General features: G+C 61.6%; 15 protein-coding genes and 1 CRISPR repeat array. Of the genes, 3 read left to right on the top strand and 12 right to left on the bottom strand.

The window, feature by feature from the left end:
* Window positions 1-623: tetratricopeptide repeat protein (locus J0M27_RS13190; protein WP_294992373.1), on the bottom strand; the 623-nt coding region annotated here is incomplete at its 3' end.
* Window positions 624-876: 253 nt separating this feature from the next.
* On the opposite strand from J0M27_RS13190, the gene cysS reads away from it, so the two are divergent.
* The gene (cysS, locus tag J0M27_RS13185) at window positions 877-2,247 is read left to right on the top strand and encodes a cysteine--tRNA ligase (RefSeq protein ID WP_294992370.1); all 1,371 of its coding nucleotides are present in this window, start codon (window positions 877-879) and stop codon (window positions 2,245-2,247) included.
* 166 nt (window positions 2,248-2,413) lie between these two features.
* Window positions 2,414-3,723: direct repeats of the CRISPR family, unit length 37 nt; unit sequence GTTGTAGCTCCCTCTCTCACCCCGGATAGCTACAATC.
* A 63-nt stretch (window positions 3,724-3,786) separates the two neighbouring features.
* Here cysS and cas2 read toward each other — a convergent pair.
* From cas2 to J0M27_RS13160, 5 genes are all read right to left on the bottom strand, one after another.
* On the bottom strand, window positions 3,787-4,119 hold the full coding sequence (gene cas2, locus J0M27_RS13180; RefSeq protein WP_294992367.1) for a CRISPR-associated endonuclease Cas2: 333 nt from the start codon (window positions 4,117-4,119) through the stop codon (window positions 3,787-3,789).
* Between the two features lies 1 nt (window position 4,120).
* Complete coding sequence (gene cas1 / locus J0M27_RS13175; RefSeq protein ID WP_294992364.1) at window positions 4,121-5,005, bottom strand: type II CRISPR-associated endonuclease Cas1; 885 nt, start codon at window positions 5,003-5,005, stop codon at window positions 4,121-4,123.
* Window positions 5,005-9,468: a type II CRISPR RNA-guided endonuclease Cas9 gene (gene cas9, locus J0M27_RS13170; RefSeq protein WP_294992361.1), complete on the bottom strand. Its 4,464-nt coding sequence runs from the start codon at window positions 9,466-9,468 to the stop codon at window positions 5,005-5,007. Before cas9 ends, cas1 begins: the two co-directional genes overlap by 1 nt.
* A gap of 193 nt (window positions 9,469-9,661) precedes the next feature.
* Entirely contained in the window at window positions 9,662-9,940 is a 279-nt protein-coding gene (locus J0M27_RS13165; protein ID WP_294992358.1) for a type II toxin-antitoxin system RelE/ParE family toxin, read from the bottom strand.
* A gap of 2 nt (window positions 9,941-9,942) precedes the next feature.
* Complete coding sequence (locus tag J0M27_RS13160; RefSeq protein ID WP_294992355.1) at window positions 9,943-10,170, bottom strand: ParD-like family protein; 228 nt, start codon at window positions 10,168-10,170, stop codon at window positions 9,943-9,945.
* A gap of 483 nt (window positions 10,171-10,653) precedes the next feature.
* On the opposite strand from J0M27_RS13160, the gene J0M27_RS13155 reads away from it, so the two are divergent.
* Window positions 10,654-11,745 (top strand): glycosyltransferase, encoded by a 1,092-nt coding sequence (locus tag J0M27_RS13155; protein WP_294992353.1) that lies wholly within the window; start codon window positions 10,654-10,656, stop codon window positions 11,743-11,745.
* On the top strand, window positions 11,745-13,079 hold the full coding sequence (locus J0M27_RS13150) for an NDP-hexose 2,3-dehydratase family protein (protein ID WP_294992351.1): 1,335 nt from the start codon (window positions 11,745-11,747) through the stop codon (window positions 13,077-13,079). Before J0M27_RS13155 ends, J0M27_RS13150 begins: the two co-directional genes overlap by 1 nt.
* A gap of 110 nt (window positions 13,080-13,189) precedes the next feature.
* On the opposite strand, the gene dnaJ is transcribed toward J0M27_RS13150, so the two are convergent.
* The 6 genes from dnaJ to hemH form a co-directional block, all read right to left on the bottom strand.
* Window positions 13,190-14,317 (bottom strand): molecular chaperone DnaJ, encoded by a 1,128-nt coding sequence (dnaJ, locus tag J0M27_RS13145; RefSeq protein WP_294992349.1) that lies wholly within the window; start codon window positions 14,315-14,317, stop codon window positions 13,190-13,192.
* A gap of 101 nt (window positions 14,318-14,418) precedes the next feature.
* Complete coding sequence (gene dnaK, locus J0M27_RS13140) at window positions 14,419-16,359, bottom strand: molecular chaperone DnaK (protein ID WP_294992346.1); 1,941 nt, start codon at window positions 16,357-16,359, stop codon at window positions 14,419-14,421.
* A gap of 82 nt (window positions 16,360-16,441) precedes the next feature.
* Window positions 16,442-17,035 (bottom strand): nucleotide exchange factor GrpE, encoded by a 594-nt coding sequence (gene grpE / locus J0M27_RS13135; protein WP_294992345.1) that lies wholly within the window; start codon window positions 17,033-17,035, stop codon window positions 16,442-16,444.
* Between the two features lie 76 nt (window positions 17,036-17,111).
* A complete protein-coding gene (locus J0M27_RS13130; RefSeq protein ID WP_294992342.1) occupies window positions 17,112-18,734 on the bottom strand; it encodes a methyl-accepting chemotaxis protein in 1,623 nt (540 codons plus the stop codon).
* 123 nt (window positions 18,735-18,857) lie between these two features.
* On the bottom strand, window positions 18,858-19,292 hold the full coding sequence (gene trxC / locus J0M27_RS13125; protein ID WP_294992339.1) for a thioredoxin TrxC: 435 nt from the start codon (window positions 19,290-19,292) through the stop codon (window positions 18,858-18,860).
* Window positions 19,293-19,343: 51 nt separating this feature from the next.
* Window positions 19,344-20,429, bottom strand: a complete 1,086-nt coding sequence (gene hemH, locus J0M27_RS13120) for a ferrochelatase (protein ID WP_294992336.1) — start codon at window positions 20,427-20,429, stop codon at window positions 19,344-19,346.
* Between the last annotated feature and the right edge of the window lie 14 nt (window positions 20,430-20,443).

The following is a 20,443-nucleotide window of genomic DNA, read 5'->3' as shown; positions in this document are numbered from 1 at the left end:
GTCACCGGCGCGGCAGGGGCTTTCGGCGCTTCGGCGACCTTGACCGGTTCCGCCGGACGCGCATCGCCGATCGGCTTGGTGGCTTTGCCCGGGCGGTTGCCGGTGCCCATCAGGTCGCGAATCAGCGCCAGCTTCTTTTGCGCTGTCGGGTTCGAGGAATCGATCTGCAGTGCCTTGTCGTATGCCTGGCTGGCGAGGCGGGCGTAGATGTCGCCGAGGTTCTCGTGGGCCGTGGCATAGGAGGGGTGGGTGCGGATGGCCATTTCCAGCGCCTGCTTGGCCTTGTCGAACTGCTTCTGCTGGGCGTAGATCACCGCAAGATTATTGTAGGGCTCGGGCAGTTCCGGAAAGTCCTCGGTCAGCTTGGAGAAGACCGCGATCGCTTCGTTGGGCTTGTTCATCTCGGTGAGGACGATGCCCCTGAGGAAGCGGCCCTGGGCGTCCTTGGGTTTGCCGGCGAGGTATTTGTCGATCTGCTCCAGCGCCTGGGCATGCTGTCCCTGCTTGATCTGCTTGCCGATGTCCTGCAGGGGGTCGGCCTGCGCCGCCGGTGCCAACGCCAGGAAGACGACGGAAGCGGCGGATGCCAGAAAGCGTGCGGCACTGAGGCGGGTTTGGGTCATGGTATATACTTCTCGTTGGCGGTTGCCCGAAAATGAATTGAGTGACGGCCGCTGCGCTCGACTCCGGTGGGACTGGTGTCAGCCTGCTCTGAAACTGCGTTTTCGCCGGACAAACCATGCGGGATTCAGCGTCGGATTCTAACAAGAAGCCTGCCCTCCCCACAACCTGAGCCTGTTTGATCGATGGCCCGATAATGCCGGCCTTTGGCGCCCATTTTCCTGCTTAACACGTCGCTTCGTCCGAGCCTTTTCCATGCTGAAGATATACAACACCCTGGCCCGCGAAACGCAGGCTTTCGTTCCGATCCAGCCGGGTCGCGTCGACATGTACGTATGTGGCATGACCGTGTATGACTTCTGCCATCTTGGGCATGCCCGCGTGATGGTGGTGTTCGACATGGTGGCGCGCTGGCTGCGCGCCAGCGGCTATGAGCTGAACTACGTGCGCAACATCACCGACATCGACGACAAGATCATCCGCCGCGCGCAGGAAAACGGCGAGACGATCCGCCAGCTCACCGATCGCTTCATCGCCGCGATGAACGAAGACGCCGGCGCGCTCGGCGTACTGCGCCCAGACGCCGAGCCGCGCGCCACGGACTACGTACCGCAGATGCTGGACATGATCGGCACCCTGGAAAAGAACGGCTACGCCTATGTCGCCGGCAGCCACGATGTCTGCTACTCCGTGCGCAAGTTCGACGGATACGGCAAGCTCTCCGGCAAGTCGCTGGAAGACCTGCGCGCCGGCGAACGCGTCGATGTCATGGCCGGCAAGCAGGACCCGCTCGATTTCGTGCTGTGGAAGCGCGCCCGCGACGACGAACCCGCGGAAGTGAAGTGGGAATCGCCCTGGGGGCCGGGCCGGCCGGGCTGGCACATCGAGTGCTCGGCGATGGGCTCGCAACTGCTCGGCAAGCACTTCGACATCCACGGCGGCGGCCAGGACCTGCAGTTTCCGCACCACGAAAATGAGATCGCCCAGTCGGAAGGCGCGCATAAGTGCCAGTTCGTGAACTACTGGATGCACAACGGCTTCGTCCGCGTCGATGACGAAAAGATGTCGAAGTCGCTCGGCAATTTCTTCACCATCCGCGAAGTGCTGAAGAAGTACGATGCCGAGGTGGTGCGCTTCTTCATCCTGCGCGCCCACTACCGCAGCCCGCTCAACTATTCTGACGTCCATCTGGACGATGCGCGCCAAGCGCTGACTCGGCTTTACACCGCCCTGAAGGGCGTCGATGGCGCCGTCGCCGTCGATTGGAGCGAGCCGCATGCGCTGCGCTTCAAGGCCGCGCTGGACGAGGATTTCGGCACGCCGGAAGCCATGGCGGTGCTGTTCGACCTGGCGACCGCGGCCAATCGCGGCGACGCGGCCCTCGCTTCGCAACTCAAGGCATTGGGCGGCGTGCTAGGCCTGTTGCAGCGCGATCCGCGGGCATTCCTGCAGGCCGCGCCCGCCGGCGGACTCAGCAACGAGGAGATCGAAGCAAAAGTCGGCGCCCGCGCCACGGCGAAGAAGGCCCGGAGTTTCGCCGAATCCGATCGCATCCGCGACGAACTCAAGGCGGCCGGCATCGTGCTCGAAGACGGGCCGCAGGGGACGACCTGGCGCCGGGCCTGATTGAACCCATCGCCGTATCGTCAGCGCCGACTTTTCCAAAGATCGGTCGAGCGTGCTCGCACGGGTCCCGAATCGAGGGGATGATCGTCATGTTCTTGCTGACCTTGCGAAGCAAGAACCTCAAGATGAGGGGGCGCCGGGTTTTTTGGCGCCCCCTCATCTTGAGGTTGTAGCTCCCTCTCTCACCCCGGATAGCTACAATCACAAGGACGGCCAGGACCGCTACACCACCGGTTGTAGCTCCCTCTCTCACCCCGGATAGCTACAATCCCTGACGTTGAGCGAGGGATGGCCGAAATGGTTGTAGCTCCCTCTCTCACCCCGGATAGCTACAATCCTACCGCCACTAGCTCGGACGTGCGCATTCGTTGTAGCTCCCTCTCTCACCCCGGATAGCTACAATCAGGAAGCGGAAGACGAAGAACTGCGCGCGCGTTGTAGCTCCCTCTCTCACCCCGGATAGCTACAATCGTCAAGCGCGTAGTAGTTCCCATCCGTCCCGTTGTAGCTCCCTCTCTCACCCCGGATAGCTACAATCCCGGCATCCGTCGCCCATTGCACTAGATCGGTTGTAGCTCCCTCTCTCACCCCGGATAGCTACAATCGCCAATTGATGATCTCCTGCCGACCGTTGCGTTGTAGCTCCCTCTCTCACCCCGGATAGCTACAATCACGCGCCGCAGCGAGCCGAGCACACCAAGAGTTGTAGCTCCCTCTCTCACCCCGGATAGCTACAATCCAGGTGGGTGATGGTGGTGGTCATGCTTTTGTTGTAGCTCCCTCTCTCACCCCGGATAGCTACAATCAGACGATGGCCACACCACCCACGGCACACTGTTGTAGCTCCCTCTCTCACCCCGGATAGCTACAATCACCGCGACATCGAGGCGCGCGTCGACGGCGGTTGTAGCTCCCTCTCTCACCCCGGATAGCTACAATCCGCTACGGCGACGTCGGCTTCCGCTGCACCGTTGTAGCTCCCTCTCTCACCCCGGATAGCTACAATCTCGGCGCCGGTGCTTTCGGTCAGCGTGACGGTTGTAGCTCCCTCTCTCACCCCGGATAGCTACAATCCCAAAGTTAAAGGCGGTGGGGTGAAGTTCTGTTGTAGCTCCCTCTCTCACCCCGGATAGCTACAATCTCATCACCTCCAGCACAAAGCGGCATTACAGTTGTAGCTCCCTCTCTCACCCCGGATAGCTACAATCACTGCAACGTGCCGGAGCGCATCGACACCCGTTGTAGCTCCCTCTCTCACCCCGGATAGCTACAATCGGCAGGCAGTCCCGCTCGAATGGAGAGTTCGTTGTAGCTCCCTCTCTCACCCCGGATAGCTACAATCCATCCGCCTTGCATTCCGTGCGTTACCACAGTTGTAGCTCCCTCTCTCACCCCGGATAGCTACAATCGGCAATGGTCAGTTTGTAGTCGCCAAGCTTGTTGTAGCTCCCTCTCTCACCCCGGATAGCTACAATCTGGCTGAACCTTGATCCCCATCCGGCCTATGCCGGGTAGGGATTTTTCTTTTTCGTTTTGGATTCAGAAGAGCAGCATTTGGGACGCCGCGACCTTTTTTTCCTGAAATAGCGGCAGGCCGACCAGCAGGCGCATGCCGGCATATTGCTTCTCGGTCACGGTCATGCAGCGGATGGAGCCCTCCGGCGGAAGGCTTTCCACAAGCCGCGCAAGGTGCTTTGTCTCAGCATCACGCCCGTTCAGGATGCGGCCATAGACCGACCACTGGATCATGTCGTAGCCGTCGTTGAGAAGGAAGCGGCGGAATTGGACATAGGCGCGTTTCTCGGCCTTGGTCACCATCGGCAGGTCGAAGAAGACGAGCAAGCGCATGTATCGCCTCGTCTCGATGCCCACATCAATGCTCCAGCCGGTGCGGCTGCAAGCCGATCAGGCCGGGCAGGTCGAGTTCCTTCGTGTCACCTTCGTACGCGCGCACCAGGCTTTCCACCGCATACTCGATCGCGGACAATACCGACATGCACCCCTGCGGCATCGCGACATCGACATTGAGCAGCGCCACCAGCGCCTGCTTGTCGGCCGGGATCAGATCGCCTTCCGTCAAGGCCGCATGCTTGGTGACATGCAGATCAACCAGAGGGCGAAAGGGCTCGATCAAATCGTCCGCAAGATTGAAGGCATTCTGTTCGCTGTCATGGAACAGGCCTACCGTGGGATGCAGGCCATGCGCCACAAGGCCGCGTGCGATCGCGCCGCGCAGCACCGCATAGCCGTAATCCAGGGCGGCATTGGTCCAGCGATCTTCGGCGCGGTGAAAATCCTGGCCGAAAAGTTGCGCGAAATAGAAGGCGGCGGCCTGGGCTTCCAGGTTATCGGGATCACCGGAGCGAACCCGGCGCGCGTAGGAAGCGAGCCGATCCGTGCCCTTCTTGCCGTCCAGCCTGAGGCACGCGGCCTGATTTTCGATCTTGCGGCGGACGATGCCGGCCCAAACCTGCTTGGCGGCTGGTTTGGCGATCTTGAGTTGCAGACGCATCATGCGCGTGGTGCGCGAGTGCGGCAGGAAGGGCAGGAACACGCCGGCCGGCTGATGGTTGCTGCCGGTGGCATAGAGGCCGATACCATACTCGGCGCAGGCTGAAAGCACCGGATGGGTGAGGGTAATCTCACGGTGGTTGAGGATGATTACGGCGATGTCCTCGAAGGGCACGAACGCTGTCTGCTCCTGTTCGATGGCCAGTGAGAAATGCTCCCGCCGCAGTTTGGCGGGGCTCGAGATCATTACGCTACGCCAGACCAATTTGCGTTCGCGACCAATTTGAAGTTGCCGAGTGCGTCTACGCGATATTTCTTCAGTTCCTTGACGCCGCTGATGCTAATCCGCCAGAGCGAATTGTCCGTCTCGTCCTCGTTCCCTGTTTCCTCTTCTGACTTTTTCCTCTTGCCCTTACCCGGGCGGTCATGCGTTCGTATCTTGATGCGCTTATCGCCCTCGTACATCACGAAATATCCGGGGAATCCGTTACCGGGGATGATCTCGCCATCCGTCAGAACGACCTCAATCGGCTCGTCAATCCGCAAATTGAACAGGTGCCTTGCACCTATAGGCGGCTCTTCCAATCCGAAAGTGGTTTCCTCGGCGACCAGGTATCGAGGCCGGAAGAAAAAGCCGCTTTCCGTCATCCAAACTTCAGTGGAGATGCTTTCCCCCAGCCCGGTAATGCCGCCGCGGACCAGCATCCCGCTGCCATGTGTATCGGGAAGGCGGATGGAGCGAATGACGGGCCGCTTCTTGCCTTTCTTGCCAGACGGTGGCTGGAAAGGTTGGGCGAAGGCATCCTTGGCTTTCTTGTCGCCCAGATGGGCTTTCAGCACATCGATCAGTTCCCTGTTGCGCTGGTAAAAAGTGCTGCCCAGTTCTGCTTCCGTAAGCATTTTTTGCGTGAGATTGGTCAGGGGGACGGTCTTGCGCGCGGTCTTCGACAGGCTTTGGTACAGCTTCGCAGCTTCTTCCTTGCGGCTTTCCGCGTCCTTGCGTCTTCTGGCGTTCTCTTTCGTCAGTTCCTTGTCTCGTTGCTTGCGATAAGCGTCGGGCAGGCTCCATAGCGGCATGGCGATGCTGTAGATGCGTTTGAGCTTGCCGTGTTTTCCTTCGACGTCGTAACCGTCGGCAAACGCGACTTGAGCGTCGCCGTTTGCCTCCTGCAATGCCGTGAGCAGCGTTTCGTAGTTCTCGCGGCGGCACCCGGTGATTTCGCGCAGTTTCTCGGCAGACAACATCTCCTCGGTCAGATGAACAAGCGGGACGGGCAGATAGCGCATGCCTTTCGGGTTAGCATCGTGAATTTCGGTCGCCGATTTGCGCTTGGGGCGGCGGGAGACGAAAACCTTGTTTAGCGCATCCATCACCTCACGGGGCTTCCACGGCGCGGGCAGATAGAGGCCGCGTTCTACGGCTTCTTCCTTGCTGAGAGTTTTTCTCGTGGCGCGATGCGTGTAAGTACCGTCGGAATTGCGTTTGAAGCTGTGTTTTCCCGGCTCCTGCTCTTCTTCCGCAAAATAGTTGTTGACCTGCTGGATGGTCTTCGGCGAGCAAGCTGCGATGATGCAGGCGTCCAGCGCATGGTGCAGGTCGCTCTTCTCCCTGTCCTTGAGATGCGCAAATCCCCATTTGCCGCGCAGGAAGTCCACCAGCCGACCTTGAGGACTGCGAACGCGGGCGCGCTGATAGCGATTCCAGCGGGTTTTGCCATCGTCGTCCGGCGAGATGGCTTCCAGTTCTTCAGGTGTCGCGCCTCCCGCGAACATGACTCGTTCGCGCAACATGGCGGAGAACAGGCGCGTGGCGTAGCGGGTGTCGACAAGGTTTCTGGCGAGGAATTCGTCGGCATCTTCCAGGCTCTTGGACAGCAGGCGGCGCTGCTTCTCGGCGCTGATGCCTTTGCAGGCTAGAACCCGTATTTCGAATTCCCGCCAGCGCGGGTCGCCGCCAGCGCCGTTAAAGAACTCGTAGGGAATTTGGTTTCGCTTGTTCTGGTTGGCGCCGGCAATCACCAGCACGCGATTGTCGAGGCTGTTGTCGAAGGTTTTCGAGCGCGGCCAGATATGGTCGATTTCAACGACGTTCTCGTCGCTTGTGAGCATCGCGTCGATGTATGGCTCAAGCGATCTTCCTGTGTAGAGGCATTGTCCGTTCTGCTCAAGATAGAGACGCCTCTTGAGTAGCTGTTCGCCGCTTGGCTCGCGCCCCAGCTTGTTCTTCAAGTCGTTGCGGATGCTCTCGATGCGTTTGCGGTTTGTGTCCTGTTCCCTGCTGATCTTGTCGCGCATCTTTTTGGAACGCGCCAGATCGCGGGCAGTTTCGACATGGACGTAAGTGGGGGAGCCGTGCTTGGTGACGAGATCATTGAAGACAAGACGCGCCTGATTGAAGGAGCGTGCGACAACAGGGTTGAGCAGTTCCTTGTAGCGATTTTCCTTGTGTCCTGTGAGCATTCCATGCCGGTAGCGCTGGTAGACGCAGGTCTTCAACGGAGGCAGTCTGCTGCCGCGAACCTGCGCCTTTTTCTCGGAGTGCGATAGATCAGCCAGTTCGCAGGCTTTGCTGTAGACATGCCCGTCCTCAAGATGGGGAAGAATCCTGTGAAGCGCGGCAAGGCTCAGATTGCGAAATTTACTGAAGCCAACAGATTTAAGGGCATCGATTTCTTCTGCGTCCGTGCAGCCGCGCTCTCGCAGTTTCATTTCGATTTCGTGGTCGGTCTGAGCCTCGGTCAGTATGGTGGCGATGTCGTCGATTTCATGCGCGGCGCGTTGCCCTTCGTCGCTGGTCGGGCGTTGGTAGGCAACCTGCAGCTGCGCCCATTTATCGGGACAACGCTCGGCCAAAGCCAGCCGCAAGGCGTGCCAGCCTTTCAGTTCAACGAGTTTGTGGTCGGCTTCCACGGCTTGCGCATCCTCGAACTTCAGGGGGACTTGGGTATGCGCCTCATCCTTTGGCTCGATGGCCATTTCTGTTGAAATGGAATGCTCGAATTGCCATGTGCCAGATATGCTTGGCATGGTCGCAATGGCCTTGCGCCAGTCGGCCAGTGTTGCGGCGGACTGTGAACGAAGGTCGGCAGCGAGTTTCAATGCGATCTTCGGAAAAACTTTGGGTTTGCCATTGTTGGAAATGCAGCGGAAGAAGTGACCGGGCGCAAATAGTCCGTTGCCATCGGATGGGAATTGGAGGTGTTCGTATGCCTCTTTGTCGTGCGGGATGATGGTGGTGTCCTTGATCCGGCTGACAAAGCGGTCGGAATCCGCGAGTCCAAGTTGCTTGCGCAGTTCTCTGAACGTGATGATGCCGCCCATCAGCATTTTCTTGGCCTCCTTCAGCTTGTCTTTCCGCTCCTTGGTGCTCGCCCACTTGGCAAGGCTAAGGAATTCCTGGTCGCGGGAGGCAATGAATATCCACGCACCATCATTCGCCGGTTTGGCTTGGTAAGACGCGACATTGAAGCTGGCTTCCTGCCACGAGGCGGGGAAGCCCGTCCGGGCCATCAAGGTTTCGCGCACGAGTTTGAGCGTTACTTTGTGGGGCTCGTAGGGCAGGTTGATGAGCGCGGCGCGTTCTTCGGTTGAAAGCGGAGTTTCTTTTCCGTCGCGGCGAACACGGAGCTTGTTGAGCGTTTCAAGCCATGTGGCGCGTTCCGATGAGAAAGCGTTCTTGGATGCGCGCGGTTGCCCTTCTATCAACTCGCATTTGCCGACCATCTCGCGAATTTGTTCTCCGTAGAGCGGAGGATGCTGAAGATCGAACAGGTCAAAAACCGCTTGCTGGAACGTTTGCCCTACCGGGCGCGATTCACTTCCAATTGGAATGGCTTTCTCTGGCGTTAGTTTTGAGTTGTCTTGGGCGAGCATGTGCCGTGCGTATTCGCCGTCGGCAGGTAAGTCCAAGGTGGTGTAGGGATTGCCGTGTAAGGTTTGTGCGGCAAACAGTTCATGCAATTCGCGACGCAGTACAGCACGGAAAAATGCGTGCCGGTAGCTGCCGCTCTTGTTGCGAATGGACGTTATGCGGTCGCTTGTGTCAGGTTGCGGTTCACCGCGTGCGTAGTCCTCTTTCACCAGCCAAACGAGCAAACTGCCTACAGTCAATGGTACTTGGTGATACTCTTCAAGAAGCTTGCGGTATTTTTCGAGGAGATCGCTGGTTTTCTTAAGTGCGTTGTTGAGCTTCTCTTTTTCTTTGGCTGCGGCGGCTTCTTCGTTGGGAGTTTCTACTTTGCCCTGTTTTTCTTCGCTCGTGTCTGGCAGCGGTGCATCGGGTGTTTGCGATGACATCAGTTCGCTTTTGCGGAAGAACTCGAAGCCCCGGTGTTTGACCAAGTGGTACAGCACGCAGGCCCATTCGATGGGTTCGAGAGGGCCTTTCAGTCCCTTGGCACGCAACTGCCATGGGTCATCCTCGCCGGGCGGTGTCATGAGCAGCTTCGGATCGGGACGATCAATGATCCCGGTATCGCAGAACAGGCGGAGTAGCTGGCGCAAGCGCCATCTGCGCATGTGCAGTCGATTGCGGGCTACTCGCGCGCCCCGCCGCGTCTGGTTGTGCGGCTTTCCATCGCTGTCTTCGCCGGAATCAAAACACCGTGCGCCCATATCGACAATGCGGTTTTCGCCAAGCACGCACCAACCGACCGAGGCAATGCCTATGTCGAAGCCGAAGGTCAACGGACCAAGGGTATTGCCTGTCATGGTTTCCTCCCGCATAATCGGCTCCGTTGTGGCTATCCGGGGTGAGAGCCGTTGCTACAATAAAGAATCGAAAGATTCTGTATCCAGGCCCGGCGGAACCGAAAGGCTTCGTCGGGCCTTTCCATTATGCGACTCGGATTTACGTGCCGCAAGCCGGTTTTGCTTTCGGCATGCCGGCGCCTGTGCGTGAGGCTTAGAACCGCTTCAACTCGCGATAGAAGTTCTCGTGCGAGCCGAGCAGCAACAGGAGTCGGGTGGCGGGATCGTATTCGTAGGCCAGCAGGGCGAGCTGGCCTACGCACTTGAACTTGTAGACGAAGACGCCGGCTAGGTCGCCTTTCTTGGCTTCGCCCACGGTCGGATCGTCGACGATGGTCCGCACGGCGGCGTCCACGTCCGCCTTCTGGTTTGCGTGCAGGCGCTTGTAGGCGCGGCGAAATGCGGCGGACTGTAGTACCTGAACGGTGGGCACGATCAGTCGCGCTTGCCTTCGGCGACGAATGGCGTCGCCAGTGCCGGGCCTTCGGCGCGGGCGATCAGCAGATCGCGGACGAAATCGATGGGCAGGTCGGGATTGTCCAGCGCCGCCTTGCCCACCATGGCCCAGAACTCGATCTGGCCGGCGATGGTGCGGCGTTCGGCCTGCGCCTGGGCACGGGCCTGTTCGTACAGTGTGTCGTCAATGCGGACGGGCATGCCCATGGCTTCACCTCGAATCGGTTTGCTACAAAAGTAGCAACACTATAGCGCAAAGCCGCCGTCCCGCCAGCGACCGAAGGAAGTCCCTGTGGGACGCCGACTTTTGGTACGTATTGACCCGGGCCGCCTCAACTGCCAAAGAAATCCCTGATCCTGGCCAGCCAGCTCCGTGCTCATGGGCTGCGGCGGCCCGCCTGGCAGGCGCTGACCGTCGATTCCCGGGTCAGCGAGACCGTGGTTACCGCGGCAGCGGGCGACACCAGCGCCGATCAGTCGTGTATCCGGCGATCAATGTCCTCGCTGGTTGGATCAGGGGATGGCGTCGACGTTGCCCTTGCCTGCCGTCACCATCATCGTGATCCCGACCATTGCGACTGGCTCCGGCCACCCGCGTCGATTGCTTGTCATCCCGGATCGATCCTGCGACGTAGAATGACCCATCGCGGCTGGAGGTTTCCGGCGGCAGCGAAGCCGTTGGCGCCCTGAATGGAGGGCCTGATACCGATGACCCATGTGCCCCTGATCACCATCGTACTGGCGACCTACAACCGGCCTGCAAGCCTGCGGTTGGCGATTCGTTCGGTGTTGCGGCAGACGCTCGCCGACTGGCGCCTTCTGGTCATCGGCGATGCCTGTGATGCGCGCACCGCCGAGGTCGTCGCCGCCATCGGGGACAGTCGCATCGACTACGTGAACCTGCCGGCGCGCTGCGGCGAACAGTCGATTCCCAATTCGATCGGCATGGCGCTGGCCGCGAGTCCCTGGATTGCCCTTCTCAATCACGACGACGTGCTGCTGGCTGACCACCTGGAGCAGGCCATGGCGTCTCTGGATGCGGGTGGTGGCGAGTTCTTCGCCGGTCGGGCCGCTTTTGCGCGCTTCAGCGGACAACTGAACGACGGACGCCTGGTGCCGGTATTTTCCGAAATGACGCCGCCCGGGCGCAGCCTCGGCGATGTGTTCAGCCGCGGTTGCGAGATGTTCGAGCCATGCAGCGCCTGGGTGTTCTCCCGCGATCTGGCGCGTCGCGTGGGGCCGTGGCGTGCCGCGGCCACAATCCACCGGACGCCGATGGAAGACTGGTTGTTGCGGGCATGGCGGGCAGGCGAGCGCTTGGTCGAATCCGGGGACATTACCGTGCTCCACATTCTGACGCACAACCAGAAGATCGGTCCGCACGGTTCCTACGCTTGGGATCGGGGTGAGGACCAACTGCTCGATGGTTTGATCCACGATGTCGGTGCGGGCGAGATTCGCGCCGCGCTCCTGCGGCAGATCGGATCGGATCTGGCTGCCCGGCTTCCGCGTCTTGGCTTTTCACGGCTGTTGCTCAGCGCGATGGGCGATCTGACCAAGGCCCAGGAGCGACGGGCTGAAGAACTGCTGTCGGCAACCGCCGCCCGTGAATACCTGAAGGATGGCCGTGATTCCTTCGAGCAGTTCTGCATCGAATCCGGCCTCGAGAAAGGACGTGCCATGCGCATCGCGCTGCGTTTGCGTACGGGCGAGGAACTGCCGCCGCCTCCCGATTTTGCGGGCCTGCTGCAGTTTGCGCGCCAGAGTCTTCAATCGCCGTGATGGTTGGCGATCTGGCTGAATGGCTGGCCGGCCGGCGTGCTGCCTGCCGGCTTTCCCTGCGCCCGATTCCCTGGGGTGAAAGTACATCCTGGAGGTTCCGCTGCGGTCGTCTTGAGCACGTGTCCGGGGGGTTTTTCTCGGTTGTCGGCATTCGGACCACCGCTGGCGCTAGCGTTTTTCATGACATCTGCCAGCCGATCATCGACCAGCCCGAGGTCGGGATCCTGGGTTTCATCGTGCGCCCAACCGCTGCCGGCTGGGAATGGCTGGTGCAGGCCAAGGCAGAACCGGGCAACGTCGGTGAAGTGCAACTGGCGCCAAGCGTGCAGGCCACGTTGAGCAACTACACGCGGGTGCATGGCGGTGCGGCAACCCCGTATATCGACCGGTTCATCGCGCCGGGTCGGAGCGATACTGTCGTCCGTGACAGCCTGCAGTCGGAGCATGGCAATCGCTTTCTCGGCAAGTACAACAGCAATGTCACCGTGCTGTCCGGCGACGGCGGCCCGACACCCTGTTCGGCTGATTGGCGCTGGGTGGCTGCGGCGGAGTTGCGCGCCATGCTTGCCATGGATTTCGCGGTGAATACCGATGCCCGGTCGGTATTGTTCTGCTCCGACTGGAAGCTGCTTGCCGAAGGGGCACCCTTTGCTCGCTGGCGTGGTGGATGCGACTGGCGCGCGGGCCTGCCCGGTTCTTTCGAAGCGGCTGCCGAAGACGATGAAACCGATGTGCTGGAATGGCTGGACGGGGAGCGTCGGGGCATCGTTCTGGATGTCCAAACCGTCGAGCTGGAGTCGCTGCCCAGCTGGGAAATAACCGGGGACGGGATTGTTCGTCGCGCCGACGGCCGGTCACGGATAGGTGCTTACGCGGTGGAGGCCAACTCGCGCGAGGTCGGCTTCTGGGACCAGCCGTTTTATCTTGGCGACCGGGAAGAAGAGGTCGTCCAGTTGTGCCAGCAGCGTGACGGGGTGCTGCGCTTTCTGATGCGCGCCAGCATCGAGGCCGGATTTCGCGAGCGGGTTCAAGTCGGCCCCAGCTGGCAGTCGGATGATCTGGCCAGCGGCGAACCGCCGGCGCTTGTGATAGCCGAGTTGATCAGGCGGGGGCAGGAGCGCATGGCGACAATGCAATCCGACGAGGGCGGCCGGTTCTTCCGTTCGGTCTGCCGTTACCGGATCGTCGAATTGCCCCCGGACTGCGAATTCCCCGGCCTCACGCAATCGCATGTATGGCTGACCCTCGGACAGATCTGGCGACTGTCGAACATCCAGGGCGTGTTCACCAACGAGGCGCGCAGCGCCTTTTCGATGTTGCTGGCCGACGTTTGAGCGGCATTGATCCGCGGCGTTGATCCGGCCATGGCAAGGAAGTCCGCTTGTTGCGATCATTCCTGGAACGGCGCTGTTCCAGCACCGGCTTCCCCGGCACAGCCGAGGCTTCAACTGCCGAAGAAATCCCTGACCTTGTCCAGCCAACTCTGCGCGCGAGGACTGTGGCGCTGGGCGTTGCCCTGGCTGATTTCCTCGAACTCGCGCAGGAGTTCCTTCTGCCGCTCGGTGAGGCTGACCGGGGTTTCCAGCACGACGTGACAGAGCAGGTCGCCGTGGCTGGATGAGCGCACGCCCTTGATGCCCTTGCCGCGCAGGCGGAAGACCTTGCCGGTCTGGGTTTCGGCCGGCACCTTGAGCTTGGCGACGCCGTCCAGGGTCGGGATTTCGATCTCGCCGCCGAGCGCCGCCGTGGAAAAGCTCACCGGCATTTCGCAATGCAGGTCGTCGTGGTCGCGCTGGAATACGGCGTGGGCCTTGAGGTGGATCTGCACGTAAAGATCGCCTGGCGGACCGCCGTTCACGCCGTGCTCGCCCTCGCCGGTGAGCCGAATCCGGTCGCCTTCGTCGATCCCTGCCGGGATCTTGACCGACAGCGTCTTGTGCTGCTTGACACGCCCCGCGCCGTGGCAGGTGCCGCAGGGATCGGCGATGTAGCGGCCGGTGCCGTGGCACTTGGGACAGGTCTGCTGGATCGAGAAGAAGCCCTGCTGCATGCGCACCTGGCCGTGGCCGCCGCAGGTGGGGCAGGTCTTGGGCTCGCTGCCCTTCCTTGCGCCGCTGCCGTCGCAGGTTTCGCACTCGGCCATGGTCGGAATGCGGATGCGGGTTTCTGTGCCGCGTGCCGCGTCTTCCAGGCTGACTTCGAGGTTGTAACGCAGGTCGGCGCCACGATAGACGTTGGCGCGGCCGCCGCCGCGTTGACCGCCGCCACCGAAAATGTCACCGAAGATGTCGGAGAAGGCATCGGCAAAGCCGCCCGCACCGCCCGCGCCCATGCCGGCCTGCGGGTCGACGCCGGCGTGGCCGTACTGATCGTAGGCAGGGCGCTTCTGCGCGTCGGAGAGGACTTCGTAGGCTTCCTTGGCTTCCTTGAACTGCTCTTCGGCCTTGGGGTTGTCCGGATTGCGGTCCGGATGGTGCTTCATGGCCAGCTTGCGGTAGGCCTTCTTGATGTCCTCGTCCGAGGCGTCGCGATTGACGCCGAGAACTTCGTAGTAGTCGCGCTTCTTTGCCATGTCAGATCATTCCAGAGCCATTACGTGCATCGGCCGGATTGAGGGGCGCGTCGTTTGCGCCCCTCGAATCCGGCCAGCTAAACCGGCGCTGCGCGCCGTGTTTAACCCTTCTTGTCCTTCACCTCCGTGAACTCGGCATCGACCACGTCGCCTTCGTCCTTCTTCGCCTCGCCGCCGCCGGCTGCGCCACCCGCTCCAGCGGCTCCGGCTCCTGCCGCGCCCTGGGTCTCGGCATAGACCTTTTCGCCCAGCTTCTGCGAAGCCTTGGCCAGTGCTTCGGTCTTGGCCTCGATGGTGGCCTTGTCGCCGTCCTTCATCACCGCTTCGGCATCCTTGACCGCGGCTTCAATGGCGGCTTTTTCATCGGCCGACATCTTGTCGCCATGCTCGCCCAGCGCCTTCTTCACCGAATGCACCATGGCGTCGCACTGATTGCGCGCGTCGACCAGTTCGCGGGTCTTGTGGTCTTCCGCGGCATGGGCTTCGGCGTCCTTGACCATGGCCTGGATCTCGGCTTCGGAGAGGCCGGAGTTGGCCTTGATGGTGATCTTGTTTTCCTTGCCTGTGCCCTTGTCCTTGGCTGAAACGTGCAATATGCCGTTGGCGTCGATGTCGAAGGTGACCTCGATCTGCGGCATGCCGCGCGGCGCCGGCGGGATGTCGGACAGATTGAACTGGCCCAGGCTCTTGTTGCCGGCGGATACTTCGCGTTCGCCCTGCAGCACGTGGATGGTCACCGCGCTCTGGTTGTCGTCGGCGGTGGAAAAGGTCTGCGCTGCCTTGGTCGGAATCGTGGTGTTCTTCTGGATCAGCTTGGTCATGACACCGCCCAGGGTCTCGATGCCGAGCGACAGCGGGGTGACGTCGAGCAGCAGCACGTCCTTGACCTCACCCTGCAGCACGCCGCCCTGGATCGAGGCGCCGACGGCCACGGCTTCGTCGGGATTGACGTCGCGGCGCGGCTCCTTGCCGAAGAACTCCTTGACCTTCTCCTGCACCTTGGGCATGCGCGTCATGCCGCCGACCAGGATCACGTCGGTCAGGTCGGAGGTCTTGACCCCGGCATCCTTGATGGCGATGCGGCAGGGCGCGATGGTGCGCTCGATCAGGTCCTCGACCAGGGCCTCGTACTTGGCGCGGGTCAGCTTCATGTTGAGGTGCTTCGGACCGGACGCATCGGCCGTGATGTAGGGCAGGTTGAACTCGGTCTGCTGCGCCGAGGACAGCTCGATCTTGGCCTTCTCGGCGGCTTCCTTGAGGCGCTGCAGGGCCAGCACGTCGTTCTTCAGGTCGACGCCCTGTTCCTTCTTGAATTCGGTGACGACGTAGTCGATCAGGCGCTGGTCGAAATCCTCGCCGCCGAGGAAGGTATCGCCGTTGGTGGACAACACTTCGAACTGGTGCTCCCCCTCGATCGCGGCGATCTCGATGATGGAAATGTCGAAGGTGCCGCCGCCCAAGTCATACACCGCGATCTTGCGGTCGCCTTCCTGCTTGTCCATGCCGAAGGCCAGCGCGGCCGCGGTCGGCTCGTTGATGATGCGCTTGACGTCCAGCCCCGCGATGCGGCCGGCATCCTTGGTGGCCTGGCGCTGGCTGTCGTTGAAGTAGGCGGGCACGGTGATCACGGCCTCGGTGACTTCCTCGCCGAGGTAGTCTTCGGCGGTCTTCTTCATTTTGCGCAGTACTTCGGCGGATACCTGCGGCGGCGCCATCTTGTTGCCGCGCGCTTCGACCCAGGCGTCGCCGTTGTCGGCCTTGACGATCTTGAAGGGCATCAGGTCGATGTCCTTCTGCACTTCCTTTTCCTCGAAGCGGCGGCCGATCAGGCGCTTGACCGCGAACAGGGTGTTCCTGGCGTTGGTCACGGCCTGGCGCTTGGCTGCGGCACCGCAGAGGATTTCGCCGTCGTCGGCGTAGGCGACGATGGACGGCGTGGTGCGCGCGCCTTCCGCGTTTTCGATGACCTTGGGCTTGCCGCCTTCCATGATGGCGACGCAGCTGTTGGTGGTGCCGAGGTCGATGCCGATGATCTTGCCCATGATTTTTCCTTTAAGAATGTTGCTCGCCGGGAAGGTCCCGCAGCGAATCTCTATGCCTGATATGGGGGTATTGCGGGTGGCTTCAAGCCGCCGGTGCTGCCTTTGCCCTGGAAACGACGACCAGTGCCGGGCGGATCACGCGGCCGTGCAGGGAATAGCCCTTCTGCAGGACGCTGAGCACCGTGTTGGCCTCGGTGGCATCATCCGGGGCCTCTATCTGGCTGATGGCTTGATGCTGGTGCGGATCGAATTTCTGGCCCACCGGGTTGATCTCGGCAAGGTTCGATTTCTCGAAGGCGGCACCCAGCTGGCGCAGCGTCAGTTCGACACCTTCCTTGAGGTGTTCGGCGCTCTGGTTGTCGCTGGCCAGGGCCGCTTCAAGGCTGTCCTTGACCGCCAGCAATTCGCCGGAGAACTTCTCGACGGCATACTTGCCGGCCTTGGCGATGTCGTCCTGGGCGCGGCGGCGGATGTTCTCGCCTTCGGCCTTGGCGCGCAGCCAGGCGTCGTGGTGCTCGGCAGCCTTGAGTTCGGCAGCCTTGAGCAGTTCTTCGAGGCTGGGCATCACCTCGACGGCGGATTCATCAAGAGTCGGCGCTGGCGGTACGGCGTTATGTGTGCCGCCCGTCGATTCGGGCAATGTCTCGGGATTCATCTTGTCAGTGCGGTCCTGCATGGGTCGGGCTCCTCAAGAAACCCGGCCCATATGAGGGCGATCAAGACGGGTTCAAGCCCCGAGCGACAAATTATTTTCAGGTCCGAAAGCGGCCGACCGTTGCCTGCAGATTGCTCGCCAATCCTTCCATCTGCCGTGCTGCCGCGGCGGTTTGATCCACGGCCAGGGCGTTATCCCGCGACATCGCGGCGATCGACTCGATATTTCCGGCGACGTCGCCGCTGACCCGGCGCTGGTCCTCGGTGGCTGCCGCAATGGTGTCGAGTCCGTGCCCTACCTCCGTGACTGCGGAGCTGGCGGTTGCGAGAACTTCAGCGACGGCATCCAGCGAACCTTGGCTGGAGGCGATATGAGCCTGTCCGCGCCCGATAGACTGGCGCACGTCCTGGGCCTGCTCGGCCAGGGTTTCGGTGACGTGGTTGATTTCGCTGGCTGCCGCGCCTGATTTTTCCGCCAGTTTGCGCACTTCGTCGGCAACCACGGCGAAGCCGCGTCCCTGCTCGCCGGCTCGCGCCGCCTCGATGGCCGCGTTGAGCGCGAGCAGGTTGGTCTGGTCGGCAATGTCCTTGATCTGGGCTGTCATGCTGGCGATCGCCTCCGTGCTGTGCATGAACTGGCTCACGACACTGGCAATTTCGCTGACCGTGCCCTCGACTTGTCCGATTGCGCCAATCAGATGCGAAAGGCTTTCATTGCCCTGTTCGGAGCGGCGCTTGCTTTCGCGCGACTGCTGATGCACCTGATCCATGCCCTGGGCTATGGCCTGGATGCTGGCGTGAAGATGTTCGACGGCCAAAGTCGCGGCAGCGGATTTTTCGTCCTGCCGGGCCGAACTGGCGGCGACCGAGGATGAGTTTGTCGCCAGCTTGTGCGCGGCAAGCGATACCTGGGAGGCGGATTCGCCGACCTGGGCCACCAGGTTGCGGAATTTGTCCATCATCTGGTTGAACGCATGGGCGGCGGCGCCGATCTCGTCCGCGCCGCGAACCGGCAGACGGCGGGTGAGGTCGCCTTCCCCGGAGGCGATCTCCGAGAGGCTGCCAACCAGCTTTTCCAGCGGTTCGGTGACGACGTTGCGAATGAACAGGTAGATGAAGGCGAGCAAAGGCAGGCTGACCAGAAGCACCGCCAGGAGCGACCTCATGCGCTGGTCGCTGACTTTCCGGTTTACGTGGTCAAGGGAAATCTTCATGCTGACCGCGCCGAGCACGGTCCCTTCCGGGACCTGATGGCAGGCCACGCAGTCCTTGCCCAGGTAGTTTTTCAGCGCGAGGGCCGGGCGCACGACGTACAGGTACTCACCCTTTTCGTCGGACTGAACCTTGATGGACTCAACGCCGGTCTTGAGTGTTTCCTGTTCGGCACCGTCACTCGGCGTAGCGTCCCTGGCCGTTCCCGGGCCGAATACCGTGCTGACGTTCTCGCCGCGGATCACCCGCAGGTCCCGGATGATCGACAACTGCTTGATCTGGTCGAGAAATACTTCGCGCTGGGCGACAGTGCCGGTGATCATCATCCCCGTCAGGCCCGCCATCGTCGCTTCGTGCATGGAGTTCGAGAATTCGCCAGCCTGCTCGATGGCGGTTTCGCGATTGACGTGGCTTTCCCAGAACACCATTCCCACCCATGCCACCAGCAACATCAGCCAGATGGCGGCTGTCAGCCGTATCCAGATCTTCAGGTCGGAAACTCGGGCCATGGCATGTCCTTCAATGCGTCTGCATGCTTGCGCTATAACGCAGAACAATCTGGACCGCCCCGCTATCGGAGAAAGCGCGATCGCGGGGGGTATATGACGTTTACGGCCGCTTGCCGGGAATATTTAGCGTCTTTGCCGGGCCCAGCGCGTCAGTTCCGCTGCGTTCATCGCTCCAGACTGCCGTGCGACTTCGCGGCCATGGTGAAACAGGATCAGGGTGGGAATGGAGCGAATCCCGTAGTGGGCGGCAAGCTGCTGTTCTTCCTCGGTATTCAGTTTGGCGAGGCGGAACTCGGGCTCAAGTTCGCGGGCGGCAGCGGCAAAAGCCGGGGCCATTGCCCGACAGGGGCCGCACCAGGGCGCCCAGAAGTCCACCAGCACCGGGATTTCAGAACGGCCCACCTGCGCCTCGAAGCTGGCGGCATCGAGCTCCAATGGCTCGCCACGAAACAGCGGCGACTTGCATTTGCCGCAGGCGCCGCCGTCAGCCAGGCGGTCGGCCGGCACGCGATTGCGAGCGTGACAGTTTGGGCAAACGACGATCCGGGGTTCTGCCATGATGGGCTCCGTATATCAGTTCATGTCGATATAGGGCCGCACCCGGTCGATTCAAGACGGCGCGCCGTGGGCCTTTGCGCGCGCGAGGGCATCCGGATCGTGGCTCGACGCCAAGGCCCAGCCGGAAAGATGCCGGCTTACCAGCCCGCCCAGCGCCGCGATCCAGTCCGGACGTTCGTTCACCGCGGGGATGTAGTGGTACTCGCCGCCGCCGGACGACAGGAAATCGTCCTTGCAGTCCATGGCGATTTCTTCCAGGGTTTCCAGGCAGTCGGCGACGAAGCCCGGGCAGATCACATCGACGCGCCGGGTCCCGGCATGGCCGAGTTCTTCCAGCGTGGCCTGGGTGTAGGGTTTGAGCCATTCCGCCTTGCCGAAGCGTGACTGGAAGGTGATCAGATACTGCGCCGTGGTCAGGCCCAGGGCCTCTGCGATCAGCCGACCGGTCTTCTGGCATTCGCAATAATAGGGGTCGCCCAGGTCGAGCGAGCGCCGTGGCAGGCCGTGAAAGCTCATCAGCAGCTTGTCCGGGCGACCCGTGGTGGCCCAATATTCCTTGACGGTGGCGACGACGCTGGCGATGTAGCCTGGGTCGTCGTGGAAATGTTTGACGAAGCGGATTTCCATCGGGTTGCGCGTGCGCTTGATCCAGTCGGCGACATCGTCCATCACGCTGCCCGAAGAACTGGCGGCGTACTGCGGGTAGGCCGGCACTACCAGCACACGCTCGACGCCGTCTTCCTTGAGCCTGTCGAGCTCCCCGGCGATCGCGGGCCGGCCGTAGCGCATCGCCCAAGCCACCGCTACCTCGGGGTTGCCGGATTCACCCATCCATCCATTGAGCAGCTTGGCCTGGCGCTCGGTGTGCACCTTAAGCGGCGAGCCTTCCGGCAGCCAGATCTTGGCGTACTTGGCGGCCGATTTGGCTGGGCGGAGATTGAGCACGAAGAGATTCAGGATCAGCCACCAGACCGGGCGCGGGATTTCGACGATGCGCGGGTCCCAGAGGAACTGGCCCAGATAGGCACGCAGGGCGGACCTGGTTGGCGCCTCGGGGGTGCCGAGGTTCACCAGGAGCACGGCCGTGCGGCGGGTGGCGCCGTGCTTGGGAGCGGGTTCGGGGGCGTAGCGGGGCATGGATAGCGGGGTGC

It is taken from the genome of Sulfuritalea sp. (assembly GCF_017302275.1).
Lineage (GTDB): Bacteria > Pseudomonadota > Gammaproteobacteria > Burkholderiales > Rhodocyclaceae > Sulfuritalea.
The sequence above is the reverse complement of the archived record's forward strand: the minus strand, read 5'-3'. Positions and strand labels throughout refer to the sequence as shown.

Coding starts and splice junctions, on each gene's coding strand:
- cysS (WP_294992370.1), top strand. CDS start 877: ATGCTGAAGATATACAACACCCTGGCCCGCGAAACGCAGGCTTTCGTT.
- cas1 (WP_294992364.1), bottom strand. CDS start 5,005: ATGATCTCGAGCCCCGCCAAACTGCGGCGGGAGCATTTCTCACTGGCC.
- cas9 (WP_294992361.1), bottom strand. CDS start 9,468: ATGACAGGCAATACCCTTGGTCCGTTGACCTTCGGCTTCGACATAGGC.
- J0M27_RS13160 (WP_294992355.1), bottom strand. CDS start 10,170: ATGGGCATGCCCGTCCGCATTGACGACACACTGTACGAACAGGCCCGT.
- J0M27_RS13155 (WP_294992353.1), top strand. CDS start 10,654: ATGGAGGGCCTGATACCGATGACCCATGTGCCCCTGATCACCATCGTA.
- J0M27_RS13150 (WP_294992351.1), top strand. CDS start 11,745: ATGGTTGGCGATCTGGCTGAATGGCTGGCCGGCCGGCGTGCTGCCTGC.
- dnaJ (WP_294992349.1), bottom strand. CDS start 14,317: ATGGCAAAGAAGCGCGACTACTACGAAGTTCTCGGCGTCAATCGCGAC.
- dnaK (WP_294992346.1), bottom strand. CDS start 16,359: ATGGGCAAGATCATCGGCATCGACCTCGGCACCACCAACAGCTGCGTC.
- grpE (WP_294992345.1), bottom strand. CDS start 17,035: ATGCAGGACCGCACTGACAAGATGAATCCCGAGACATTGCCCGAATCG.
- J0M27_RS13130 (WP_294992342.1), bottom strand. CDS start 18,734: ATGGCCCGAGTTTCCGACCTGAAGATCTGGATACGGCTGACAGCCGCC.
- trxC (WP_294992339.1), bottom strand. CDS start 19,292: ATGGCAGAACCCCGGATCGTCGTTTGCCCAAACTGTCACGCTCGCAAT.
- hemH (WP_294992336.1), bottom strand. CDS start 20,429: ATGCCCCGCTACGCCCCCGAACCCGCTCCCAAGCACGGCGCCACCCGC.